General features: G+C 74.6%; 12 protein-coding genes and 1 pseudogene. 8 read left to right on the top strand and 5 right to left on the bottom strand.

From position 1 onward, the window contains the following. Nucleotides 1-151 precede the first annotated feature (151 nt). Nucleotides 152-1,432 (bottom strand): precorrin-6y C5,15-methyltransferase (decarboxylating) subunit CbiE, encoded by a 1,281-nt coding sequence (gene cbiE / locus ACOTKD_RS22895; protein WP_424890866.1) that lies wholly within the window; start codon nucleotides 1,430-1,432, stop codon nucleotides 152-154. 131 nt (nucleotides 1,433-1,563) lie between these two features. Between cbiE and tsaD the strand changes: the two genes are divergently transcribed. Further along, nucleotides 1,564-2,631, top strand: a complete 1,068-nt coding sequence (gene tsaD, locus ACOTKD_RS22890; protein WP_424891062.1) for a tRNA (adenosine(37)-N6)-threonylcarbamoyltransferase complex transferase subunit TsaD — start codon at nucleotides 1,564-1,566, stop codon at nucleotides 2,629-2,631. Nucleotides 2,632-2,948: 317 nt separating this feature from the next. On the opposite strand, the gene ACOTKD_RS22885 is transcribed toward tsaD, so the two are convergent. Together ACOTKD_RS22885 and ACOTKD_RS22880 are read right to left on the bottom strand one after the other, a co-directional pair. After that, the gene (locus ACOTKD_RS22885) at nucleotides 2,949-3,623 is read right to left on the bottom strand and encodes a PhzF family phenazine biosynthesis protein (RefSeq protein ID WP_424890865.1); all 675 of its coding nucleotides are present in this window, start codon (nucleotides 3,621-3,623) and stop codon (nucleotides 2,949-2,951) included. Between the two features lie 8 nt (nucleotides 3,624-3,631). After that, on the bottom strand, nucleotides 3,632-5,125 hold the full coding sequence (locus ACOTKD_RS22880; RefSeq protein WP_424890864.1) for an SDR family NAD(P)-dependent oxidoreductase: 1,494 nt from the start codon (nucleotides 5,123-5,125) through the stop codon (nucleotides 3,632-3,634). Between the two features lie 256 nt (nucleotides 5,126-5,381). On the opposite strand from ACOTKD_RS22880, the gene ACOTKD_RS22875 reads away from it, so the two are divergent. Beyond that, nucleotides 5,382-5,624, top strand: coding sequence for a chaplin (locus tag ACOTKD_RS22875; protein ID WP_424890863.1), 243 nt, complete (start codon nucleotides 5,382-5,384; stop codon nucleotides 5,622-5,624). A 358-nt stretch (nucleotides 5,625-5,982) separates the two neighbouring features. On the opposite strand, the gene ACOTKD_RS22870 is transcribed toward ACOTKD_RS22875, so the two are convergent. Further along, nucleotides 5,983-6,813, bottom strand: coding sequence for a SigB/SigF/SigG family RNA polymerase sigma factor (locus ACOTKD_RS22870; RefSeq protein ID WP_424890862.1), 831 nt, complete (start codon nucleotides 6,811-6,813; stop codon nucleotides 5,983-5,985). A 371-nt stretch (nucleotides 6,814-7,184) separates the two neighbouring features. Between ACOTKD_RS22870 and ACOTKD_RS22865 the strand changes: the two genes are divergently transcribed. The 6 genes and pseudogenes from ACOTKD_RS22865 (at nucleotide 7,185) to ACOTKD_RS22840 (ending at nucleotide 15,803) form a co-directional block, all read left to right on the top strand. Next, nucleotides 7,185-9,605, top strand: coding sequence for a phosphoketolase family protein (locus tag ACOTKD_RS22865; RefSeq protein WP_424890861.1), 2,421 nt, complete (start codon nucleotides 7,185-7,187; stop codon nucleotides 9,603-9,605). A gap of 137 nt (nucleotides 9,606-9,742) precedes the next feature. Further along, nucleotides 9,743-10,744 carry a LacI family DNA-binding transcriptional regulator gene (locus tag ACOTKD_RS22860; protein WP_424890860.1) on the top strand — a complete coding sequence of 334 codons (1,002 nt, stop codon included), beginning with the start codon at nucleotides 9,743-9,745 and terminating at the stop codon, nucleotides 10,742-10,744. Nucleotides 10,745-10,787: 43 nt separating this feature from the next. Continuing rightward, nucleotides 10,788-12,356 (top strand): sugar ABC transporter ATP-binding protein, encoded by a 1,569-nt coding sequence (locus ACOTKD_RS22855; protein WP_424890859.1) that lies wholly within the window; start codon nucleotides 10,788-10,790, stop codon nucleotides 12,354-12,356. Next, a pseudogene (locus ACOTKD_RS22850) lies at nucleotides 12,346-14,240 on the top strand (substrate-binding domain-containing protein). The gene ACOTKD_RS22855 and the pseudogene ACOTKD_RS22850 overlap by 11 nt, the downstream one beginning before the upstream one ends. Before the next feature lie 7 nt (nucleotides 14,241-14,247). Next, entirely contained in the window at nucleotides 14,248-15,168 is a 921-nt protein-coding gene (gene rbsK, locus ACOTKD_RS22845; protein WP_424891061.1) for a ribokinase, read from the top strand. Between the two features lie 170 nt (nucleotides 15,169-15,338). Further along, nucleotides 15,339-15,803, top strand: a complete 465-nt coding sequence (locus tag ACOTKD_RS22840) for a hypothetical protein (protein WP_424890858.1) — start codon at nucleotides 15,339-15,341, stop codon at nucleotides 15,801-15,803. Between the two features lie 52 nt (nucleotides 15,804-15,855). Here the strand turns inward: ACOTKD_RS22840 and ACOTKD_RS22835 are convergent, their stop codons facing one another. Continuing rightward, entirely contained in the window at nucleotides 15,856-17,967 is a 2,112-nt protein-coding gene (locus ACOTKD_RS22835) for a SpoIIE family protein phosphatase (protein ID WP_424890857.1), read from the bottom strand. Nucleotides 17,968-17,981: the final 14 nt, after the last annotated feature.

Genomic DNA, 17,981 nt, shown 5'->3' with positions numbered 1-17,981 from the left:
GGCCCCGTTTTTTTAGCGGGACCGGGGGGGGGGTCCCGTGGGGGGGGGCGGGGGGGGGGGGGGGGGCGGGGGGGGGGCCGGCCCTTCCGGGGCTGCATGATTTAGGCGGGCACTGTCAACACGTCAAGAAACTCCGAACTTCCGCCACAAATCACGCTTTACGCCCCTCCCAGGGCCGGCCCCGCCCCGGCCCCTCCTCCTCGTCCCGCACCTGCGGCCCGGTCTTCACCACGGACCACTGGGTGACCGGCATCGCTTGGCGCCAGCCCGTGAACCCCCCTACGGGGGTGGCGTGCGACACGGCCAGGCGGGTCAGTTCGCCACCGTGGCGCTTGTACCAGTCCGTGAGCAGCGCCTCGGATTCGAGGGTGACCGTGTTGGCCACCAGGCGGCCGCCCGGGGGAAGCGCTTCCCAGCAGGTCTCCAGTGCGCCTGGTGCCGTGAGGCCGCCGCCTATGAAGACGGCGTCCGGAGTGGGAAGTTCGGCGAGGGCGGCGGGGGCGGCGCCGGTGACGACGCGGAGGGCCGGGACGCCCAGGTTTTCGGCGTTCCGGGTGATGCGGGCCGCCCTTGCGGGGTCGCGTTCGATGGTGACGGCCTTGCAGGTGCGGTGGGTCCGCATCCATTCGATCGCGATGGAGCCCGAGCCGCCGCCCACGTCCCAGAGGAGTTCGCCCGGGGCGGGGGCCAGCGCCGCGAGGGTGACCGCTCGTACGTGACGTTTCGTCAGCTGGCCGTCGTGCTCGTAGGCGTCGTCGGGCAGGCCCGGCGTGAGGGGGAGGCGGGGAGCGCCGGGGGCGCGCCGGCAGGTGACGGCGATGACGTTGAGGGCGTCGCCGGGGGCATGGTGCCAGGCGTCGGCCACTCCTTCGATGCGCCGCTCCGCGGGAGCACCGAGCTGTTCCAGGACCGTCATGAGGCTCCGGCCGTAGCCGTGCGCGCGGAGGTGTGCGGCCACCTCGGCGGGGGTTTCCGCGCCCGGGCTGAGGACCAGCAGGCGGCGGTTGTGGTGGAGGGCCGCCGTGAGCGTCGCCAGGGGGCGGCCGACGAGGCTCACCACCTCTGCCTGTTCCAGCGGTATGCCGAGGCGGGCGCACGCGTACGAGACGGACGAGGGGTGCGGGAGCACGTGCAGCCGGTCGGCGCCGACGGTTTCGGCGAGGGTGCGGCCGATGCCGAAGAACATGGGGTCGCCGCTGGCGAGCACGCAGACGCGGCGGCCCGCGTGCGCCGCCAGCAGGCCCGGGACGGCCGGGCGGAGGGGGGAGGGCCAGGGGACGCGCTCGGCGGGGCAGCCGGCGGGCAGCAGGTCCAGCTGGCGGGGGCCTCCGATGATCACCTCGGCGGCGCGCAGCGCCTCCTGGGAGGCCGGGGCGAGGCCGGGCCAGCCGTCGGCACCGATGCCGACGACGGTGACGGGGGCGGGGCTCACGGGGCTGTCACCTCGGCGTTCGCTGCGGGCTGGGGCACGGGAACTCTACTGACCGCGGGCGGCGGCACGGCACGCGGGCTCTTATTGCATATGCTGTGCAATTGCTATTGGGATGCAGGAGGTGCGGCGTGGTGCGTTCGCCGGTGGTGCTGGGTATCGAGTCGTCCTGCGACGAGACCGGCGCCGGGTTGGTGCGGGACGGGAAGCTGCTGGGCCACGCGGTGGCCTCCAGCATGGACGAGCACGCGCGCTTCGGCGGCGTCGTCCCCGAGATCGCGGCCCGCGCGCACGTGCACGCCGCGGCGCCCGTCGTGCACGCCGCGCTCGCCGACGCGGGGCTGACGATGCGGGACATCGGCGCCGTCGCCGTGACCACCGGGCCCGGCCTCTCCGGCGCGCTCCAGGTGGGTCTGGCGGCGGCGAAGGGGCTCGCCTACGCGCTCGGCGTGCCGCTGTACGGGGTGCACCACCTCGCGGGGCACGTGGCCGCGGACACGCTGGAACACGGGCCGCTGCCCGATCCCTGCATGGTGCTCATCGTCTCCGGCGGGCACACGTCACTGCTGCTCGTACGGGACCTGGCGCGCGATCCGATCATGCACCTCGGGGACACGCTGGACGACGCGGCGGGCGAGTGCTTCGACAAGGTGGCCCGGGTCTTCGGGCTGCCCTATCCCGGCGGGCCGGCCGTCGACCGGGTGGCGCGCGAGGGCGATCCGGGGGCGGTGCCGTTCCCGCGGCCGCTCACGGGGCCGCGGGACGACCCGTACGCCTTCTCGTTCTCCGGGCTGAAGAGTGCCGCCGCGCGGTGGGCGGAACAGCACCGCGCGGCGGGGCGTCCGCTGCCCGTCGCGGACGGGGCGGCGTCGCTGCAGGAGGCGGTGGCCGACGTCCTCACGCGCAAGGCGGTGGCCGCGTGCGTCGAGCACGGGGTGGGGACGCTGGTGGTCGTCGGCGGCGTCGCCGCCAACTCCCGGGTGCGGGCCCTGGCCCGGCAGCGGTGCGCCGCCGCGGGCGTCGAACTGCGGGTGCCGCCGCTGCGGCTGTGCACGGACAACGGCGCGATGATCGCCGCCGTCGGCGACCTTCTGGCCCGCGCCGGCACGACTCCGGCCCCGCTGGACATCTCCATCGACCCGTCGGCTCCCCTGGAGTACGCGACGCTCCACCCGGTCGCGCGACGCGTCACGGCGGCGTAGCCGGGGCGGACGATCCGGCACCGCGGCGGTGCCGCCCCACGGCAGGCCCGTCCGGCACCGCCGGCCCCCTGCGTGGGGGCTCATCGCCGCCGCGGCGGAAAGGATTCGGCCGGCAGCCTCCGGCCACCGCGCCGCACCAGTCCCGCCGCCACGGCGAGCAACCACGGCTGTGATCTCCGGCGGTGCCAAGCCTGCGGTCGCCGCCGGCATAAATCCCGGCCCGCCGGTACACATCCGCCGCCGTGGAAGACAAGGCCGAGCCGCCATCGGACCGGCCGCCGCAGGCACGTTCGGCACCGCCGCGCCGGGCCCCCGGGTCACCCCTCGATCGTTCGGACCCCGGCGAAGTCGACCCCGCCGCCGAGCGTGACGTAGTCACCCTCGTACCGCGTGCGGATGCGGGAAGCCGCGCCCTGGCTGATGTCCAGGTCGCGCTGGAGCGCCGCGGTGAGGGAGAGCGCCGCCGCCCCCGTCGCCTCGTCCTCGGCGATGCCGTCGCCGCGGCGCGGGAAGCCCCGGGCGCGGACGCGGCCCGTCGGCTCGTGCTGCCAGGACCAGGCGTAGAGCCAGCCGTCGCCGGGCGGCGGGGCGGGAAGGGCGTCGACGTCCTCCGGCAGGGCGTGCTGCCGGAGGAGGCGGCCGGCGGCCCAGGAGGCGCGGGCGCGGATCCATGTGGCGCCGTCCGCCGTCCAGGACGGCACGTCGCCCGCCGGCGGCCGCAGCACGTCGGCCGCGTACCCGCGCTGCCGCAGATGTTGGGCCACGCCCACGAGAGGGTGCCCGGCGAAGGGCAGGCGCCCGCTGGGGGTGAAGATGTCGACGACCCCGCGCGCGGGGGCGGCGACGAACACCGTGTCGCGGAAGCCCCGCCCCGCGGCCAGCCGCTGCCGGGCAGCGGCGCCGGGGACGGCCGGGCCGTCGTGGACGACTCCGAGGAGGTTGCCGCCGGAGCCGTCCGGGCCGGTGAAGACCCGCAGGACGCGTACGTCCACGGGCGGTCCTACCAGCCCGCCGGGCGGTAGTCCTTGAGGAAGCAGCCGTACAGGTCCTCGCCCTGTTCGCCACGGACGACCGGGTCGTAGACGCGCGCCGCGCCGTCGACGAGGTCGAGGGGGGCGTGGAAGCCGGCCTCGGCGAGGCGGACCTTGTCCGGGTGGGGGCGCTCGTCGGTGATCCAGCCGGTGTCGACGCTGGTCATGAGGATGTTGTCGGTCTGGAACATCTCCTCCGCGCTGGTGCGCGTGAGCATGTTGAGCGCGGCCTTGGCCATGTTGGTGTGCGGGTGGCCCGCGCCCTTGTAGCCGCGGCTGAAGACGCCTTCCATGGCGGAGACGTTGACCACGTACTTGCGGCGTGCGGGCGACGCGGCCATCGCCGGCCGGAGCCGGTTGACCAGCACGAACGGGGCCGTGACGTTGCACAGCTGGACTTCGAGCAGCTCGACGGGGTCGACCTCGCCGACCGCCTGGATCCAGGTGTTCGTGGCGTCCAGGTCGGGGACGAGCCCGCCGGCGTCGATGGCGGTGCCGGCCTCGACGCGGGCCAGGGACGCGGAGCCGCTGGTGAGGGCGAGCTCGGTCAGGGCCTGCGGGGTGAGGGAGTCGTGCTTGCTGCCGGCGGGGGCGGGCAGCTCGGGCTGGGCGCCGCTGCCGAAGGCGCCGAAGATCTCGGACGCGGGCAGCTCGCCGGCGGGCAGCGGGGCGGACTCGGCGCTGATCAGCTCGCGGTAGGCGGCCGGGGAGCGGCGTACGGTCTGGGCCGCGTTGTTGATCAGGATGTCGAGGGGGCCTTCGGCGCTGACGGAGTCGGCGAGGGCGACGACCTGCGCCGGGTCGCGCAGGTCGATGCCGACGATCTTGAGCCGGTGCAGCCAGTCCGCGCTGTCCTCCATCGCCTTGAAGCGGCGGATGGCGTCGTTGGGGAAGCGCGTGGTGACGGTGGTGTGCGCCCCGTCGCGCAGCAGCCGCAGCGCGATGTACATGCCGATCTTCGCGCGGCCGCCGGTGAGCAGGGCCCGCCGGCCGGTCAGGTCGGTGCGGGCGTCGCGGCGGGCGCGGTTCTCCGCCGCGCAGGGCTGGCAGAGCTGGTGGTAGAACGCGTCGACCTCGGTGTAGCGGCCCTTGCAGATGTAGCAGGACCGGGGACGCTCGAGGATGCCGACGATCTTGGTGGCGGCGGTGGCGGCGAGCGGTATGCCGCGGGTCTCGTCGTCGATGCGGTCGGCGGCGCCGGTGGCCGTGGCCTCGGTGACGGCCTTGTCGTGCGCGGTCTTGGCGGCGCGGCGCTCCTGGCGGCGGCGCTGCTTGACCGTGCGGTAGATGCCGGACGTGGCCCGGCGTACCGTGATCGCGTCGGGGTGGTCGACGGGCAGGTCGTCGAGCTCTTCGAGCACGCTCAGGCAGACCGCCATGCGCTCCGGGTCGATGCCCGGCCCGTACTCCTCCGCTGCGCCTGCGCCCTCGCGGCTGTCCTCAGTGACCTCGGTGACCGTCATCGCCGCTGTTGTTTCCCGGTTCGTCTGTTCGAATGAAGCTGACAGGAAACTGTACGTACGCGGGGGTGGTGGCACCAAACCCGCAGGCGCGGGGCCTGTGCCGCGGGCTTCACACCCGGCACCCCGCGCCTCAGGCATCACATACCACTTATTGGGTCTTCCGGGTTAATTGCGTCTTTCAGCGTCTATATCCGACCTGTCTCCACAGTTACACCGGACACAATTGCCGCTCACCACCCATGAGAAAGGTTCAGCCATGTCGCGTATCGCCAAGGCCGCCGTCCTGACCGCTGCCGCCGGCGTCGCCGTCACGGGCGCCGCCGGAGTCGCCTCCGCGAGCTCGGGAGCGAACGGCGCGGCCGTCGGCTCGCCCGGCGTCATCTCCGGCAACACCATTCAGGTCCCGATTCAGGTCCCGATCAACCTGTGCGGCAACACGATCGACATCATTGCCCTCCTGAACCCGACCTTCGGCAACACCTGCGTCATCGCCGGCTAGTGACCCCCGCGCCCAGGTGGGACCACCGGACCCACCTGCGCGGTAGGCGCGGGAAGGGTCACAGTCAGCCGCCGGAATCCTGACCTGCGCTTTCGTGGCGCCCATCACGCTCTGCGCGGTGGGCGCCACGGTCATGTCCGGCGTCCTCCCGCCCGCCGTCGCCGGCCTCCGCTCCGGAGCGGCCTGCCTGCTGGGCACCGGGGAGATCGGGTATCTCCACGACCGGCGGAAGGTCGGGGGTCAGGTGCGTGTGGCTTGCGGTCATCGTCGGTGCCTGCCTTGTCGGAGGGATCGGAGGGGAAGGTGCGTGCCTGCCCTGTCGGAGGGCTGAAGGAAGAGCGGCGAGGGAAGCGCGGGGTCAGCCCGGGGCCGGGGTGTGCTGCGGGGCCACCGCGGGGGCGAGGAGCTCCTCGCGCAGCCGCGCGCAGGTCCGGCTGAGGATGCGCGATATCTGCATCTGCGAGACGCCCAGCCGCGCGCCGATCTGCTTCTGGGTGAGGTTGCCGAAGAACCGCCAGTACAGGACGTACCTCTCCCGCTCGGAGAGCGCTCCGAGCAGCGGCTTGAGGGACTGCCGGTCGACCACCAGGTCCAGCGCCGGGTCCGTCCCGCCGAGGGTGTCGGAGAGCGGGAGGTCGCCCGCGCCCAGCACCGGGTGGTCCAGCGACAGCGTGTTGTGCACGCCCTCGGCGGCCAGGCCCCGCCGCACCTCGTCCTCCGTCAGGCCGCACTCGGCGGCGAGCTCGGCCGGTCCGGGCCGGGTGCGGGCGTCGCGCTGGCCGAGGGTCGTCTGCGCGGCCCGCACGGCCGCGCGGAGCTCCTGGTCGCGGCGGGGGATGTGCAGCGACCAGGCGTGGTCGCGGATGTGCCGCCTGAGCTCGCCGGCGATCGTGGGCACGGCGAAGGTCTCGAAGGCGTGGCCGAGCCGCGGGTCGTACCGGTCCACGGCGTTGACCAGTCCCAGCGCCGCGACCTGCCGCAGGTCCGCGGGGGTCTCGCCGCTGCTGCGGAAGCGCAGGCTGATGCGCTCCGCCATGGGCAGCCAGGCGGCGATGAGCTCCTGCCGCAGCCGGTCGCGCTCGGCGCCGGCCGGCAGCTCCGCCAGGCGGGCGAAGGAGGCGGCGGTGTCGGGGGCGTCGCGGTTGCGCCGTCGTGTCGTCCCCCGGTCCATGGTCGTCGTCCGGTCCATGGTCACAGTCCTCCTCGCTCCTGAGCAAAAGGAGTGCCTGCCGGCCGGAAGCACCTTCCGGTAGTTGCGGCTGCCCCTGCGGGGCACCCGCAAACAGGTCGGCGGAACGCCTCCGCGGGGCCGCGGGGCGGCGGCCGGGAGGCCGGCCACATGCCCAAGGATCACCCGGGCGGATCGATTCCGCGACTCGGAGCGTCCAGTGCATCACGGAGGGTGACCATCTTCGGGGCGGGCCCGGGGCCGGGTCGCAAAGCCGGCCCGACCGGCCCTACTCACAGCCCGCCGGCGGCTGGCAGCGTGTCCGGTACCCGTCGGCGGGCGTTTGCCGCCCACAGCGACGGGTACCCGGCACCGCGTCCCGAGGAGGCCGTATGCCCGAGCACGCCGACCGCACCGCCGGACCGGAGACGGGCGGACCCGCAGGCCCGCAGCCGGACGGGCCCTCCGACACCGAACTGGCCGCGCTCGACGCCCACTGGCGCGCCGCCAACTACCTGTCCGCCGGCCAGATCTACCTGCTGAGCAACCCGCTGCTGGCCGTCCCCCTGGAACCCGAGCACATCAAGCCCCGCCCGCTCGGCCACTGGGGCACCTCCCCCGGCCTCAATCTGATCCACACCCACCTCAACCGCGTCGTCAAGGCGCGCGGGCTGGACGCCGTCTGCATCTGGGGGCCCGGGCACGGCGGCCCCGCCGTGCTCGCCAACGCGTGGCTGGAGGGCAGCTACAGCGAGGTCTACCCGGACGTCAGCCGCGACGCCGAGGGCATGGAGCGGCTGTTCCGGCAGTTCTCCTTCCCCGGCGGCGTGCCCAGCCACGTCGCCCCGGAGACCCCCGGCTCCCTCCACGAGGGCGGCGAGCTGGGCTACTCCCTCGCCCACGCCTACGGGGCCGCCCTCGACAACCCGGGCCTGCTCGTGGCCTGCGTCATCGGCGACGGCGAGGCCGAGACCGGCCCGCTCGCCGCCTCCTGGCACGCGAACAAGTTCCTCGACCCCGTCCACGACGGCGCCGTCCTGCCGGTCCTGCACCTCAACGGCTACAAGATCGCCAACCCGACGGTGCTGTCCCGCCTGCCCGAGGGCGAGCTGGACAAGCTCCTGCGCGGGTACGGCCACGAGCCGATCCACGTGACCGGCGACCACCCCATGGAAGTGCACCGCGCCCTGGCCCACGCCATGGACCGGGCCCTGGACCACATCGCGCTCGCCCAGCGCGTCGCCCGTGAGGAGGGAGTGACCGACCGGCCGCACTGGCCGGTGATCGTGCTCCGTACGCCCAAGGGCTGGACGGGCCCGCGCGAGGTCGACGGCGTGCCCGTGGAGGGCACGTGGCGCTCCCACCAGGTGCCGCTCGCGGGCGTCCGAGACAACCCCGACCACCTGCGGCAGCTGGAGGCGTGGCTGCGCTCGTACCGGCCGGAAGAGCTCTTCGACGAGGACGGGCGGCCGCGTACCGACGTCCTCGCGTGCGTACCGGAGGGCGGCCGGCGGCTCGGCGCCAACCCGCACGCCAACGGCGGCCTGTTCACGCGCTCCCTGCCCGTTCCTCCCCTGGAGCACTACGCGGTGCCCGTCGACAAGCCGGGCGCCACCCTGCACGAGCCGACCCGGGTCCTCGGCGGGCTGCTGGCCCAGATCATGGCCGACACGGCGGTCAGCCGGAACTTCCGCGTCGTCGGCCCGGACGAGACTGCCTCCAACCGGCTCGAAGCCCTCTACGCGGTCACCGGCAACGCGTGGCAGGCCGGGCAGCTGCCCACGGACGAGCACCTCGCCCGCGACGGCCGGGTGATGGAGGTGCTGTCCGAACACCTCTGCCAGGGCTGGCTGGAGGGCTACACCCTCACCGGCCGGCACGGCCTGTTCTCCTGCTACGAAGCGTTCGTCCACATCGTCGACTCGATGGTCAACCAGCACATCAAGTGGCTCAGGACCGCGCGGACCCTGCCGTGGCGCCGCCCCGTGCCCTCCCTCAACTACCTGCTGACCTCGCACGTCTGGCGCCAGGACCACAACGGCTTCTCCCACCAGGACCCCGGCTTCGTCGACCACGTCCTCAACAAGTCCCCCGAGGTCGTGCGCGTCTATCTGCCCCCGGACGCCAACACGCTGCTGTGCGTGGCCGATCACGTGCTGCGCAGCCGCGACTACGTCAACGTCGTCGTCGCCGGCAAGCAGCCCTGCTTCGACTGGCTCGGCCTGGACGCGGCCCGCGCGCACTGCGCCCGCGGCGCGGGCGTGTGGGACTGGGCGGGCACCGAGACCGGCGACCGGCCCCCGGACGCCGTCCTCGCCTGCGCCGGCGACGTCCCCACCCAGGAGGTGCTGGCCGCCGCCGACCTGCTCCGCCACGAACTGCCCCAGCTCGCCCTGCGGGTCGTCAACGTCGTCGACATGACCCGGCTCATGCCGCGGGAGGAGCATCCGCACGGCATGCCGGACACGGAGTACGACGCGCTGTTCACGACCGACAAGCCCGTCATCTTCGCCTACCACGGCTATCCGTGGCTGGTCCACCGCCTCGCCTACCGGCGCGCGGGCCATGCCAACCTGCACGTCCGCGGCTACAAGGAGGCCGGAACGACGACCACCCCCTTCGACATGGTCGTCCGCAACGACCTCGACCGCTACCGCCTCGTCATGGACGTCATCGACCGGGTGCCGGGCCTGGGCGTGCGCGCGGCGTCCGTACGGCAGGCGATGGCGGACGCGCGGACGCGGCATCACGCGTGGATCCGCGAACACGGCGTGGACATGCCGGAGGTGGCGGAGTGGAGCCGGCGGGGGTGACGGGGGCGACCCGCCGGCGCGCGTGACGTGCGTCACCGTGGCCAAACCTTGACGCCCCGGTCGTGTAATCGATTACCTGGCCCGCACAGCAGCCGCACGAAATCGATTGCACGACCGGGGCCGGGAGGCGCAGCGCCATGGCGAACATCAAGGACGTCGCCGAGCGGGCCGGCGTCTCCGTCGCCACCGTCTCCCGCGTCCTCAACGGCCGCTCCCCCGTGGCCGAGACCCGCGAGCGCGTGCTGGCCGCCGTGGCCGAGCTCGGCTACCGGCCCAACGTCGTCGCCCGCGCCCTGCGCACCGCGCGCACCCGTACGCTCGGGCTCGTCATCAGCGACCTGCGCAACCCCTTCTTCACCGAGCTGGCCGACGCCGTCGAGCAGGAGGCCCGGCGGCTGGGCTACAGCCTGATCATCGGCAACGCCGGCGAGAGCACGCGGCAGCAGGACGACCACATCCGCACCCTCCTCGACCGGCGCATCGACGGCCTGCTGGTCAGCTCCGCGGGCACCGGCTCGGCGATGCTCCGCGAGGCCGCCGGCGCCGGCACGCCGCTCGTGCTCCTCGACCGCACGGTGCCGGGCGTCGCCGCCCCCTGCGTCCGGGCGGAGGGCCGGGCCGCGCTGACGGAGCTCGCGGCGCACCTGGCGGCACTGGGACGGCGTCGGCCGGCCGTCATCGTCGCGCCGGCCGGGACGCCCGTCGGGGACGAGCGCCTGGAGCTGTTCCGGGCGGCCCTCGCCGCCCACGGCATCGCCCTGCCTCCGGAGCGCGCCGGCGCCTCGCCGGACCTGCGCCCGGAGGGCGGCCGGCAGGTGATGCGGCGGCTGCTGGACCTCCCGGAGCCGCCGGACGCCGTGCTGGCCACCGACAACCTGATGGCGCTCGGCGCCCTGGACGAGGTGCGGGCGCGGGGTCTGCGCGTCCCCTCCGACGTCGCGCTCGTCGCCTTCGACGACGTGGCGTGGTTCGCCCACCTCGACCCGCCGCTCACGGCCGTCGCCCAGCCCACGCGCGCGCTGGGCGAGGCCGCCGTGCACACGCTGCTGGAGCGCATCGAGGGCCGCGAGGCCCCGTCCGTGCTGCTCCCCGCCCGGCTCGTGAAGCGCCGCTCCTGCGGCGAACCGGCACCCCGCTGACGGGCGGACCGGCAACCCACTGACATCAGGAGAGGGGCAGCGCATGACCGGCGTCAACGACGACGTTCCGGACGGCCGCGAGCTACTGCGGGTCGAGGGGGTCACCAAGGCGTTCCCGGGCGTCCGCGCCCTGGACGGCGTCGACCTGGACCTGCGCGCGGGCGAGGTGCACGTGCTCCTCGGCGAGAACGGCGCCGGCAAGAGCACCCTGATCAAGATGCTCGCCGGCGTCCACCGGCCCGACACGGGCCGCATCCTGGTGGCCGGCCGCGAGGTCGCGGTCCGTTCCGCGCAGGACGCGGAACGGCTCGGCATCGCCACCATCCACCAGGAGTTCAACCTCGTGCCCGGCCTGAGCGTCGCCGAGAACATCTTCCTGGGCCGCCCGCCGCGCACCCGCCTCGGACTGGTCGACCGGCGCACCATGCGGGCGCGGGCCGCGGAACTCCTGCGCCGCGTACGCCTGGACGTCTCCCCCGCCGCCCCGGTCGCGGAGCTGGGCATCGCCCGCCTGCAGATGGTGGAGATCGCCAAGGCCCTGAGCCTCGGCGCCCGCGTCCTGATCATGGACGAGCCGACGGCGGTGCTCACCTCCGAGGAGGTGGGCACGCTCTTCGGCATCGTCCGCGAGCTGCGCGACAGCGGTGTCGGCATCGTCTTCATCACCCACCACCTGGAGGAGATCGCAGCGCTCGGGGACCGGGTCACGGTCCTGCGCGACGGCCGCTCGGTCGCCGAGGTGCCCGCCACGACCGACGAGGACGAGCTGATCCGGCTGATGGTCGGCCGCGACATCGCCGAGCAGTATCCGCGCGAGCGGCCCGCGGAGCCCGGCGCGCCGCTGCTGCGCGTGCGCGGGCTGACCCGCGAGCCCGCCTTCCGCGACATCGGCTTCGACGTCCGGGCCGGCGAGGTCGTGGGGCTCGCGGGCCTGGTCGGGGCGGGCCGCACGGAGGTGGCGCGGGCGCTGTTCGGCGTGGACCGCTACGACGCCGGGACCGTCGAGGTCAGCGGCCGGGAACTGGCGCGCGGCGACGTCCGGGCGGCGATGCGGGCCGGGCTCGGTCTCGTCCCCGAGGACCGCAAGGGCCAGGGCCTGCTGCTGGACGCCTCGCTGGGCGACAACCTCACCCTGGCCCGGCTGGAACGGGACACCCGGGGCGGCTTCGTGGACCGGCGCGGCCAGCGGCGGGAGGCGGCCGCGGTCGCGCAGCGGCTGAAGGTGCGCATGAGCGGCCTGGAGCAGTCCGCGCGCACCCTCTCCGGCGGCAACCAGCAGAAGATCGTCATCGGCAAGTGGCTGCTGGCCGGGGCCCGGCTGCTGATCCTCGACGAGCCGACGCGCGGCATCGACGTCGGCGCGAAGGTCGAGATCTACCGGCTCGTCAACGAGCTGACGGCGGCGGGCCACGCCGTGCTGATGATCTCCAGCGACCTGCCCGAGGTGCTCGGCATGAGCGACCGGGTGCTGGTCATGGCCCAGGGCCGGATCGCCGGGGAGCTGGCGGGCGAGCGGGCCACGCAGGACGCGGTGATGGAGCTGGCCGTCCGGCCGGTGGACGGCGGCAAGGTGTACGAGGCGAGCGCGATGGAGGGCTCCGATGTCGGCTGAGGTGCTGCGGGCGCCCGGGAGCAGCGCCCCCGGGCAGTGGTTCGCGAGGGCGGTGCTCCGCAACGGCCCGCTGGGCGGGCTGGTCGCCCTGGTCGTGGTGATGGCGGTGCTGTCCCGGGACTTCCTGAACGGGCAGAACCTCCTCAACGTGGGCGTGCAGGCGTCGGTGACGGCGATCCTGGCCTTCGGCGTCACGTTCGTGATCGTGTCGGCGGGCATCGACCTGTCCGTCGGCTCGGTCGCCGCCCTGTCGGCGACCGTCGTGGCGTGGTGCGCGACGAAGGAGGGCCTGCCCGTCTGGCTGTCGGTGCTGCTCGGCCTGGCCGTGGGCGCGGCGGCGGGGCTGGTCTCCGGCGCACTCGTCGCGTACGGGAGGCTGCCCGCGTTCATCGCCACCCTGGCGATGCTCTCGGTCGGCCGCGGGCTGGCCCTCGTGATCTCCGGCGGCTCCCCCATCGCCTTCCCCTCCGCTCTCGGCGGGCTCGGCGACACGCTCGGCGGCCGGCTGCCCGTGCCGGTCCTCGTGCTGGTCGTCACGGGAGCGCTCGCGGCGCTGATCCTGGCCCGTACGTACACCGGCCGCGCGATGTTCGCGATCGGCGGCAATGAGGAGGCTGCCCGGCTGTCGGGGATCGACGTCCGGCGCCGCAAGCTCGTCATCTACGCGTTGTCCGGGCTGTTCGCGGCGGTGGCCGGCATCGTGCTGGCCGCCCGGCTGACGTCGGCGCAGCCGCAGGCCGCGATGGGCTACGAGCTGGACGCGATCGCGGCCGTGGTGATCGGCGGGGCGAGCCTGTCGGGCGGCTCCGGCAAGGCGTCCGGCACGCTGATCGGCGCGCTGATCCTCGCGGTGCTGCGCAACGGCCTCAACCTGCTGAGCGTGTCGGCGTTCTGGCAGCAGGTGGCGACGGGCCTGGTCATCGCGCTGGCCGTGCTGCTGGACACGCTGCGCCGCCGGAGCGCGCGATGAAGCGCGTCCCGGCGGTGACGGCGGCGCTCACCGCGGCCTTGGCCCTGTCCCTGTCCGGCTGCGACCGTGGCGGGAACACCGACCTGGGGCTCGCCCTGTCGACGATGAACAACCCCTTCTTCGTCGGCATCAAGGAGGGCGCCCGGGCGGAGGCGGAGGCCCGCGGCCTGAAGATCAACATCACGGACGCGCAGAACGACCCCACCCAGCAGATCAGCCAGATGGAGACGTTCACCAGTCAGAACGTCAAGGCCGCCGTCATCAATCCGGTCGACTCCGACGCCGCGGTCCCGGCCGTGAGCGTGGCCAACCGGGCGAAGGTGCCGGTGATCTCCATCGACCGGGGCGTGAACGGCGGCCGGGTCGGCTCGACGATCGCCTCCGACAACACCGAGGGCGGGCGGCTGGCGGCCAGGACGCTCGCCGGTTCCCTCGGCGGCCGGGGGAAGGTGGCGTTCCTGGAAGGGCAGCCGGGGACGTCGGCGGCGCGCGAGCGCGGCCGGGGCTTCGAGGAGGGCATCAGGGCCTACCCGGGCATCGAGGTCGTGGCGCGGCAGCCCGCCGACTTCGACCGCACCAAGGGCATGGACGTGATGGCGAACATGCTCCAGGCGCACCGGGACATCGCGGGCGTCTTCGCCGCGAACGACGAGATGGCGCTCGGCGCGGCGAAGGCCCTGGGCTCCGCATCGGGCAGGAGGGTGAAGGTCGTGGCCTTCGACGGCACGCCGGACGGGCTCGCCGCCGTCCGGGCGGGGACGCTGACCGCGACCGTCGCCCAGCAGCCGCGGCTGCTGGGGCGGCAGGCGGTGGACTGGGCGGTGAAGGCGGCGCGGGGCGAGCGGTTGCCGGCCCGTGTGGAGGTGCCGGTCGTGCTGGTGACCAAGGAGAACGCGGACGGATTCGATGGGTGACGAGAAGATGTACGACGTACTGGTGGTGGGGTCGGCCAACGCGGACCTGACGGTCCGGGTGGAGCGCCGGCCCGGCGCGGGCGAGACCGTGCCGGGCACGGATCTGGTCGAGTCGGCGGGCGGCAAGGGCGCCAACCAGGCCGCCGCGGCGGCCCGCCTCGGCGCCCGGACGGCGCTGCTGGCCAAGGTCGGTGACGACGCGTTCGGCGAACTGCTGCTGGCCGGGCAGCGCGAGGCCGGCACGGAGCTGCGGCACGTGCTGGTCGAGGCGGGCGCGCGGACGGGCACGGCGATGATCGTCGTCGGCCCGGACGGGGACAACAGCATCGTGGTCTCGCCGGGGGCGAACGCCCGGCTCCTGCCGGAGGACGTCGAGGCGGCGCGGGAGGTCATCGCCTCCTCGGCCGTGGTCTCCCTGCAGCTGGAGATCCCGCCCGCGACCGTGCGGGCGGCCGCCGAGACCGCCCGGGACGCGGGCGCGCGCGTGGTGGTCAACCCCTCGCCGGCGCCGGACCGGCTGGACACCGAGGTCCTCACGGCGGCCGACCCGCTGGTCGTCAACGAGCACGAGGCCCGGCACCTGACGGAGCTCGTCGACGGCACGCCGGACGCGTGGGCCCGCGCCCTGCGCGACCAGGGCGCCCGCTCGGTCGTCGTCACCCTCGGCGCCGAGGGGGCGCTCACCCTGGACGCGGGGGCCCGGGAGGCGGTGGCGGTGCCCGGCATCAAGGCCGAGGCCGTCGACACCACCGGCGCCGGGGACGCCTTCACGGGCGCCCTCGCGGCCCGGCTGGCCGCCGGCGCCTCGCTGGCCGAGGCGGCGCGCTTCGCCGTACGGGTCGGCGCCGCGTCCGTGACCCGGCCGGGTGCGCAGCCGTCGTACCCGACCCTGGCGGAACTGCCCCCGGAGCCGGGACAGTTCACCTGATTCCCGGCGCACGGCCGTCACCCGCCGGGAGGAACTCCCTTCCCCGGCGGGTGAAGTCTTCGTGACGGGAATTGTGCGGGCGCCATACGCCGGGTGGGGTGAACGCACCGGGAGCGGGGTACGTGGGAGCCCGACCCGTCCGTACGAGCCGGAGGTGCCCGATGCGCCTGATGCGCCGCCAAGCCGCCGCCGTGGCCGCTGCTGCCGCCGTGGCGGCCACTGCCGTCGCCGTCGCCCTGCCGTCACCGCAACCCGCGGCGGCCGACGGGGAGAAGAGCCTCGCCCTGACCGCCGTGCACCGCACCGGGAGCCCGCCCGAACACCCCCGGGAGGGCGACACCTGGGCGGTCTACGCCGACCTGCAGGACCCGTCCGGCAAGCCGGCCGGGGACGGCAGCGCCGTCTGCACGGTCGTCCTCACCCGGTACGAGGGCGTGGTGGCCCAGTGCCGGTACGTGCTGCGGGGGCCGGACGGCACCCTGGTCCTGGAGTCCATGGAGAACCGCTTCGGCCGGGGCCCGTACCGCACCGACGCCGCCGTCGTCGGCGGCACGGGAGCGTACGCGGGCGCCAAGGGCGAGGTGCGGCTCACCGTCGAGAACCGGCGCACGCTCTACCAGGTCCGCCTGAAGTGACCCGGTGAGGCCCTGACCGGCGCCCGTCCTGCGCGGGAGCCGCCGGTCACGGTCACGGGACGGCAGGAGGCGCCGGGACCACCCGGGCGATGAGCAGGGCCACGTCGTCCTGGTCGTTGCCCGGGCGCAGGGACGTCAGGAGGAGGTCGCAGGTGGCCTCCAGGCCGGCGGGGGCGTCCTTCAGGACGGCGAGGAGCGCTTCGAGGCGGGCGTCGATCGCCTCGTCGCGGGTCTCCACCAGGCCGTCGGTGTAGAGGACGAGGCCGTCGCCGGGCGCGAAGTCGACGGCCGTGTTCTCGAAGGGGACGCCGCCGACGCCCAGCGGGGCACCGGCGGGGAGGTCGAAGAGGGCCGGGGGGCGGCCGGGGCGGAGGCGGACGGGTGGGAGGTGGCCGGCGTTGGCCACGCAGCAGCGGCCGCTCCGCGGGTCGTACACGGCGTACAGGCACGTCGCGATCATCTGGTCGAGACCACTGGCGGTGTGGTCGAGGTGGTGCAGCACCCGGGCCGGGTCGAGGCCGAGCTGGGAGAGGGTGCGGGCGGCGGTGCGCAGCTGTCCCATGGCGGCCGCGGCGTTGATGCCGCTGCCCATGACGTCGCCGACGACCAGGGCGCTCTTCTCCCCGTCCTGCGGGATGACGTCGAACCAGTCGCCGCCGACCCTGCTGGCGCTGCCGGCGGGCTGGTAGCGGAAGGCGATCTCCAGGCCGACGGGGTCCTGGGGCCGCTGGGGCAGCAGGCTGCGCTGGAGGGTGAGGGCGGTGGCGCGCTCGCGCTGGTACCAGCGGGCGTTGTCGATGGAGACCGCGGCGCGGGCGGCGAGCTCGGCGGCGAGGGCGGCGTCGTCCTCGCCGAAGGGGCGGGGGTTGCTGATGCGCTTGAGGTCGAGGGCGCCGAGCACCTCGCCGCGGGCGATGAGCGGCACGGCCATGTAGGAGTGCAGGCCGGCGCGGGCGAGCAGGCGGGCCGCGTCGGCGTCGCGGGCGATCTCCGGCAGGTCCTCGGCGTGCACGCGCGAGACCCTGACCGGGCGGCCGGTGCGCACGCAGCGGGCGACGAGCCGGTCGTGGTCGTACTTGGCGATCCGGCCGGGCGGGTCGGCGGCCCGTACGGCGTCGGCGCAGGCCGCGGACGCCGCGGCGTCGGTGCCGCGCGCGGCGGCGACGGCCAGGGCCCGGAAGACCGCGGCACGGCCCGCCGGGGCGCCGGTGCGGCCTTCGACGACGCTGTCGAGGACGTCGACGGCCGCGACGTCGGCGAGCCGGGGCACCACGACCTCGGCGAGCTCGTGCGCGGTCTGCTCCAGCTCCAGCGTGGTGCCGATCAGCACGGAGGCGTCGGCGATGAGCGCGGTGCGGCGCCGGGCCTCCTCGAGGGTGCGGTGGCGGTCGCTGACGTCGACGAGGGAGGTGGCGACGCCGAGGATCTGGCCGCCCGGGTCCTCCAGGCGGTAGTACGAGACGAGCTGGGCCTCCTCCTCGCTCGCGCCGCCGCCCTCGTGGCCGACGGCGATCCGGTCGAGCAGCGGGGTGCCGGTGGCGAGGACCTCGCGCATGGCGGCCTCGATGGCGCCGGTGTCCGCGCGGGGCAGCACCTCGCGGACGGTGCGTCCGGTGCACTGCTCGGCGCGCAGGCCGTAGATGCGTTCGAGGGCGGGGTTGACCATGACGTAGCGCAGGGCGGTGTCGAGGACCGCGAGGCCGATCGGGGACTGGGTGACCAGGCCGAGGGAGAGGGCGAGGTCCCGCTCGACCTTGCGCAGGACCTCCCGGTCGGTGGCGATGCCGAGGGCGAAGAACTCGCCGTGCCGGTCCTCCAGGCGTACGTTGCGGAATTCGACGAGCCGGGTGCCGCCGTCCTTGTGCCGGGCGGGGAAGACCACGGCGAAGGTCTCGCCCCCGCCCATGACCTCGGCGAACAGCGTCAGCACCGCCTCGACGTCGTCCTCGGCGACCAGCAGCCGGGCGGCGTACTGCCCGAGCGCCTCGGCCGCGCTCCAGCCGAAGAGCCGCTCGGCCTGCGGGCTCCACAGGACGATCCGGCCCTCGCGGTCCAGCACTCCGGCGGCCACGCCCAGCACGTCCAGCAGGCCGCCGGGCACGTACGGCGCACGGCCGGAGGTCTGCTGGACGGGGCGGGCCCGGAATGCGTCGGTCGCGCCCATCGAGGACCTCCTTC

The organism is Streptomyces sp. XH2 (assembly GCF_049725035.1).
In the GTDB taxonomy this organism is placed as follows: Bacteria; Actinomycetota; Actinomycetes; order Streptomycetales; family Streptomycetaceae; genus Streptomyces; species Streptomyces roseoverticillatus.
The sequence above is the reverse complement of the archived record's forward strand: the minus strand, read 5'-3'. Positions and strand labels throughout refer to the sequence as shown.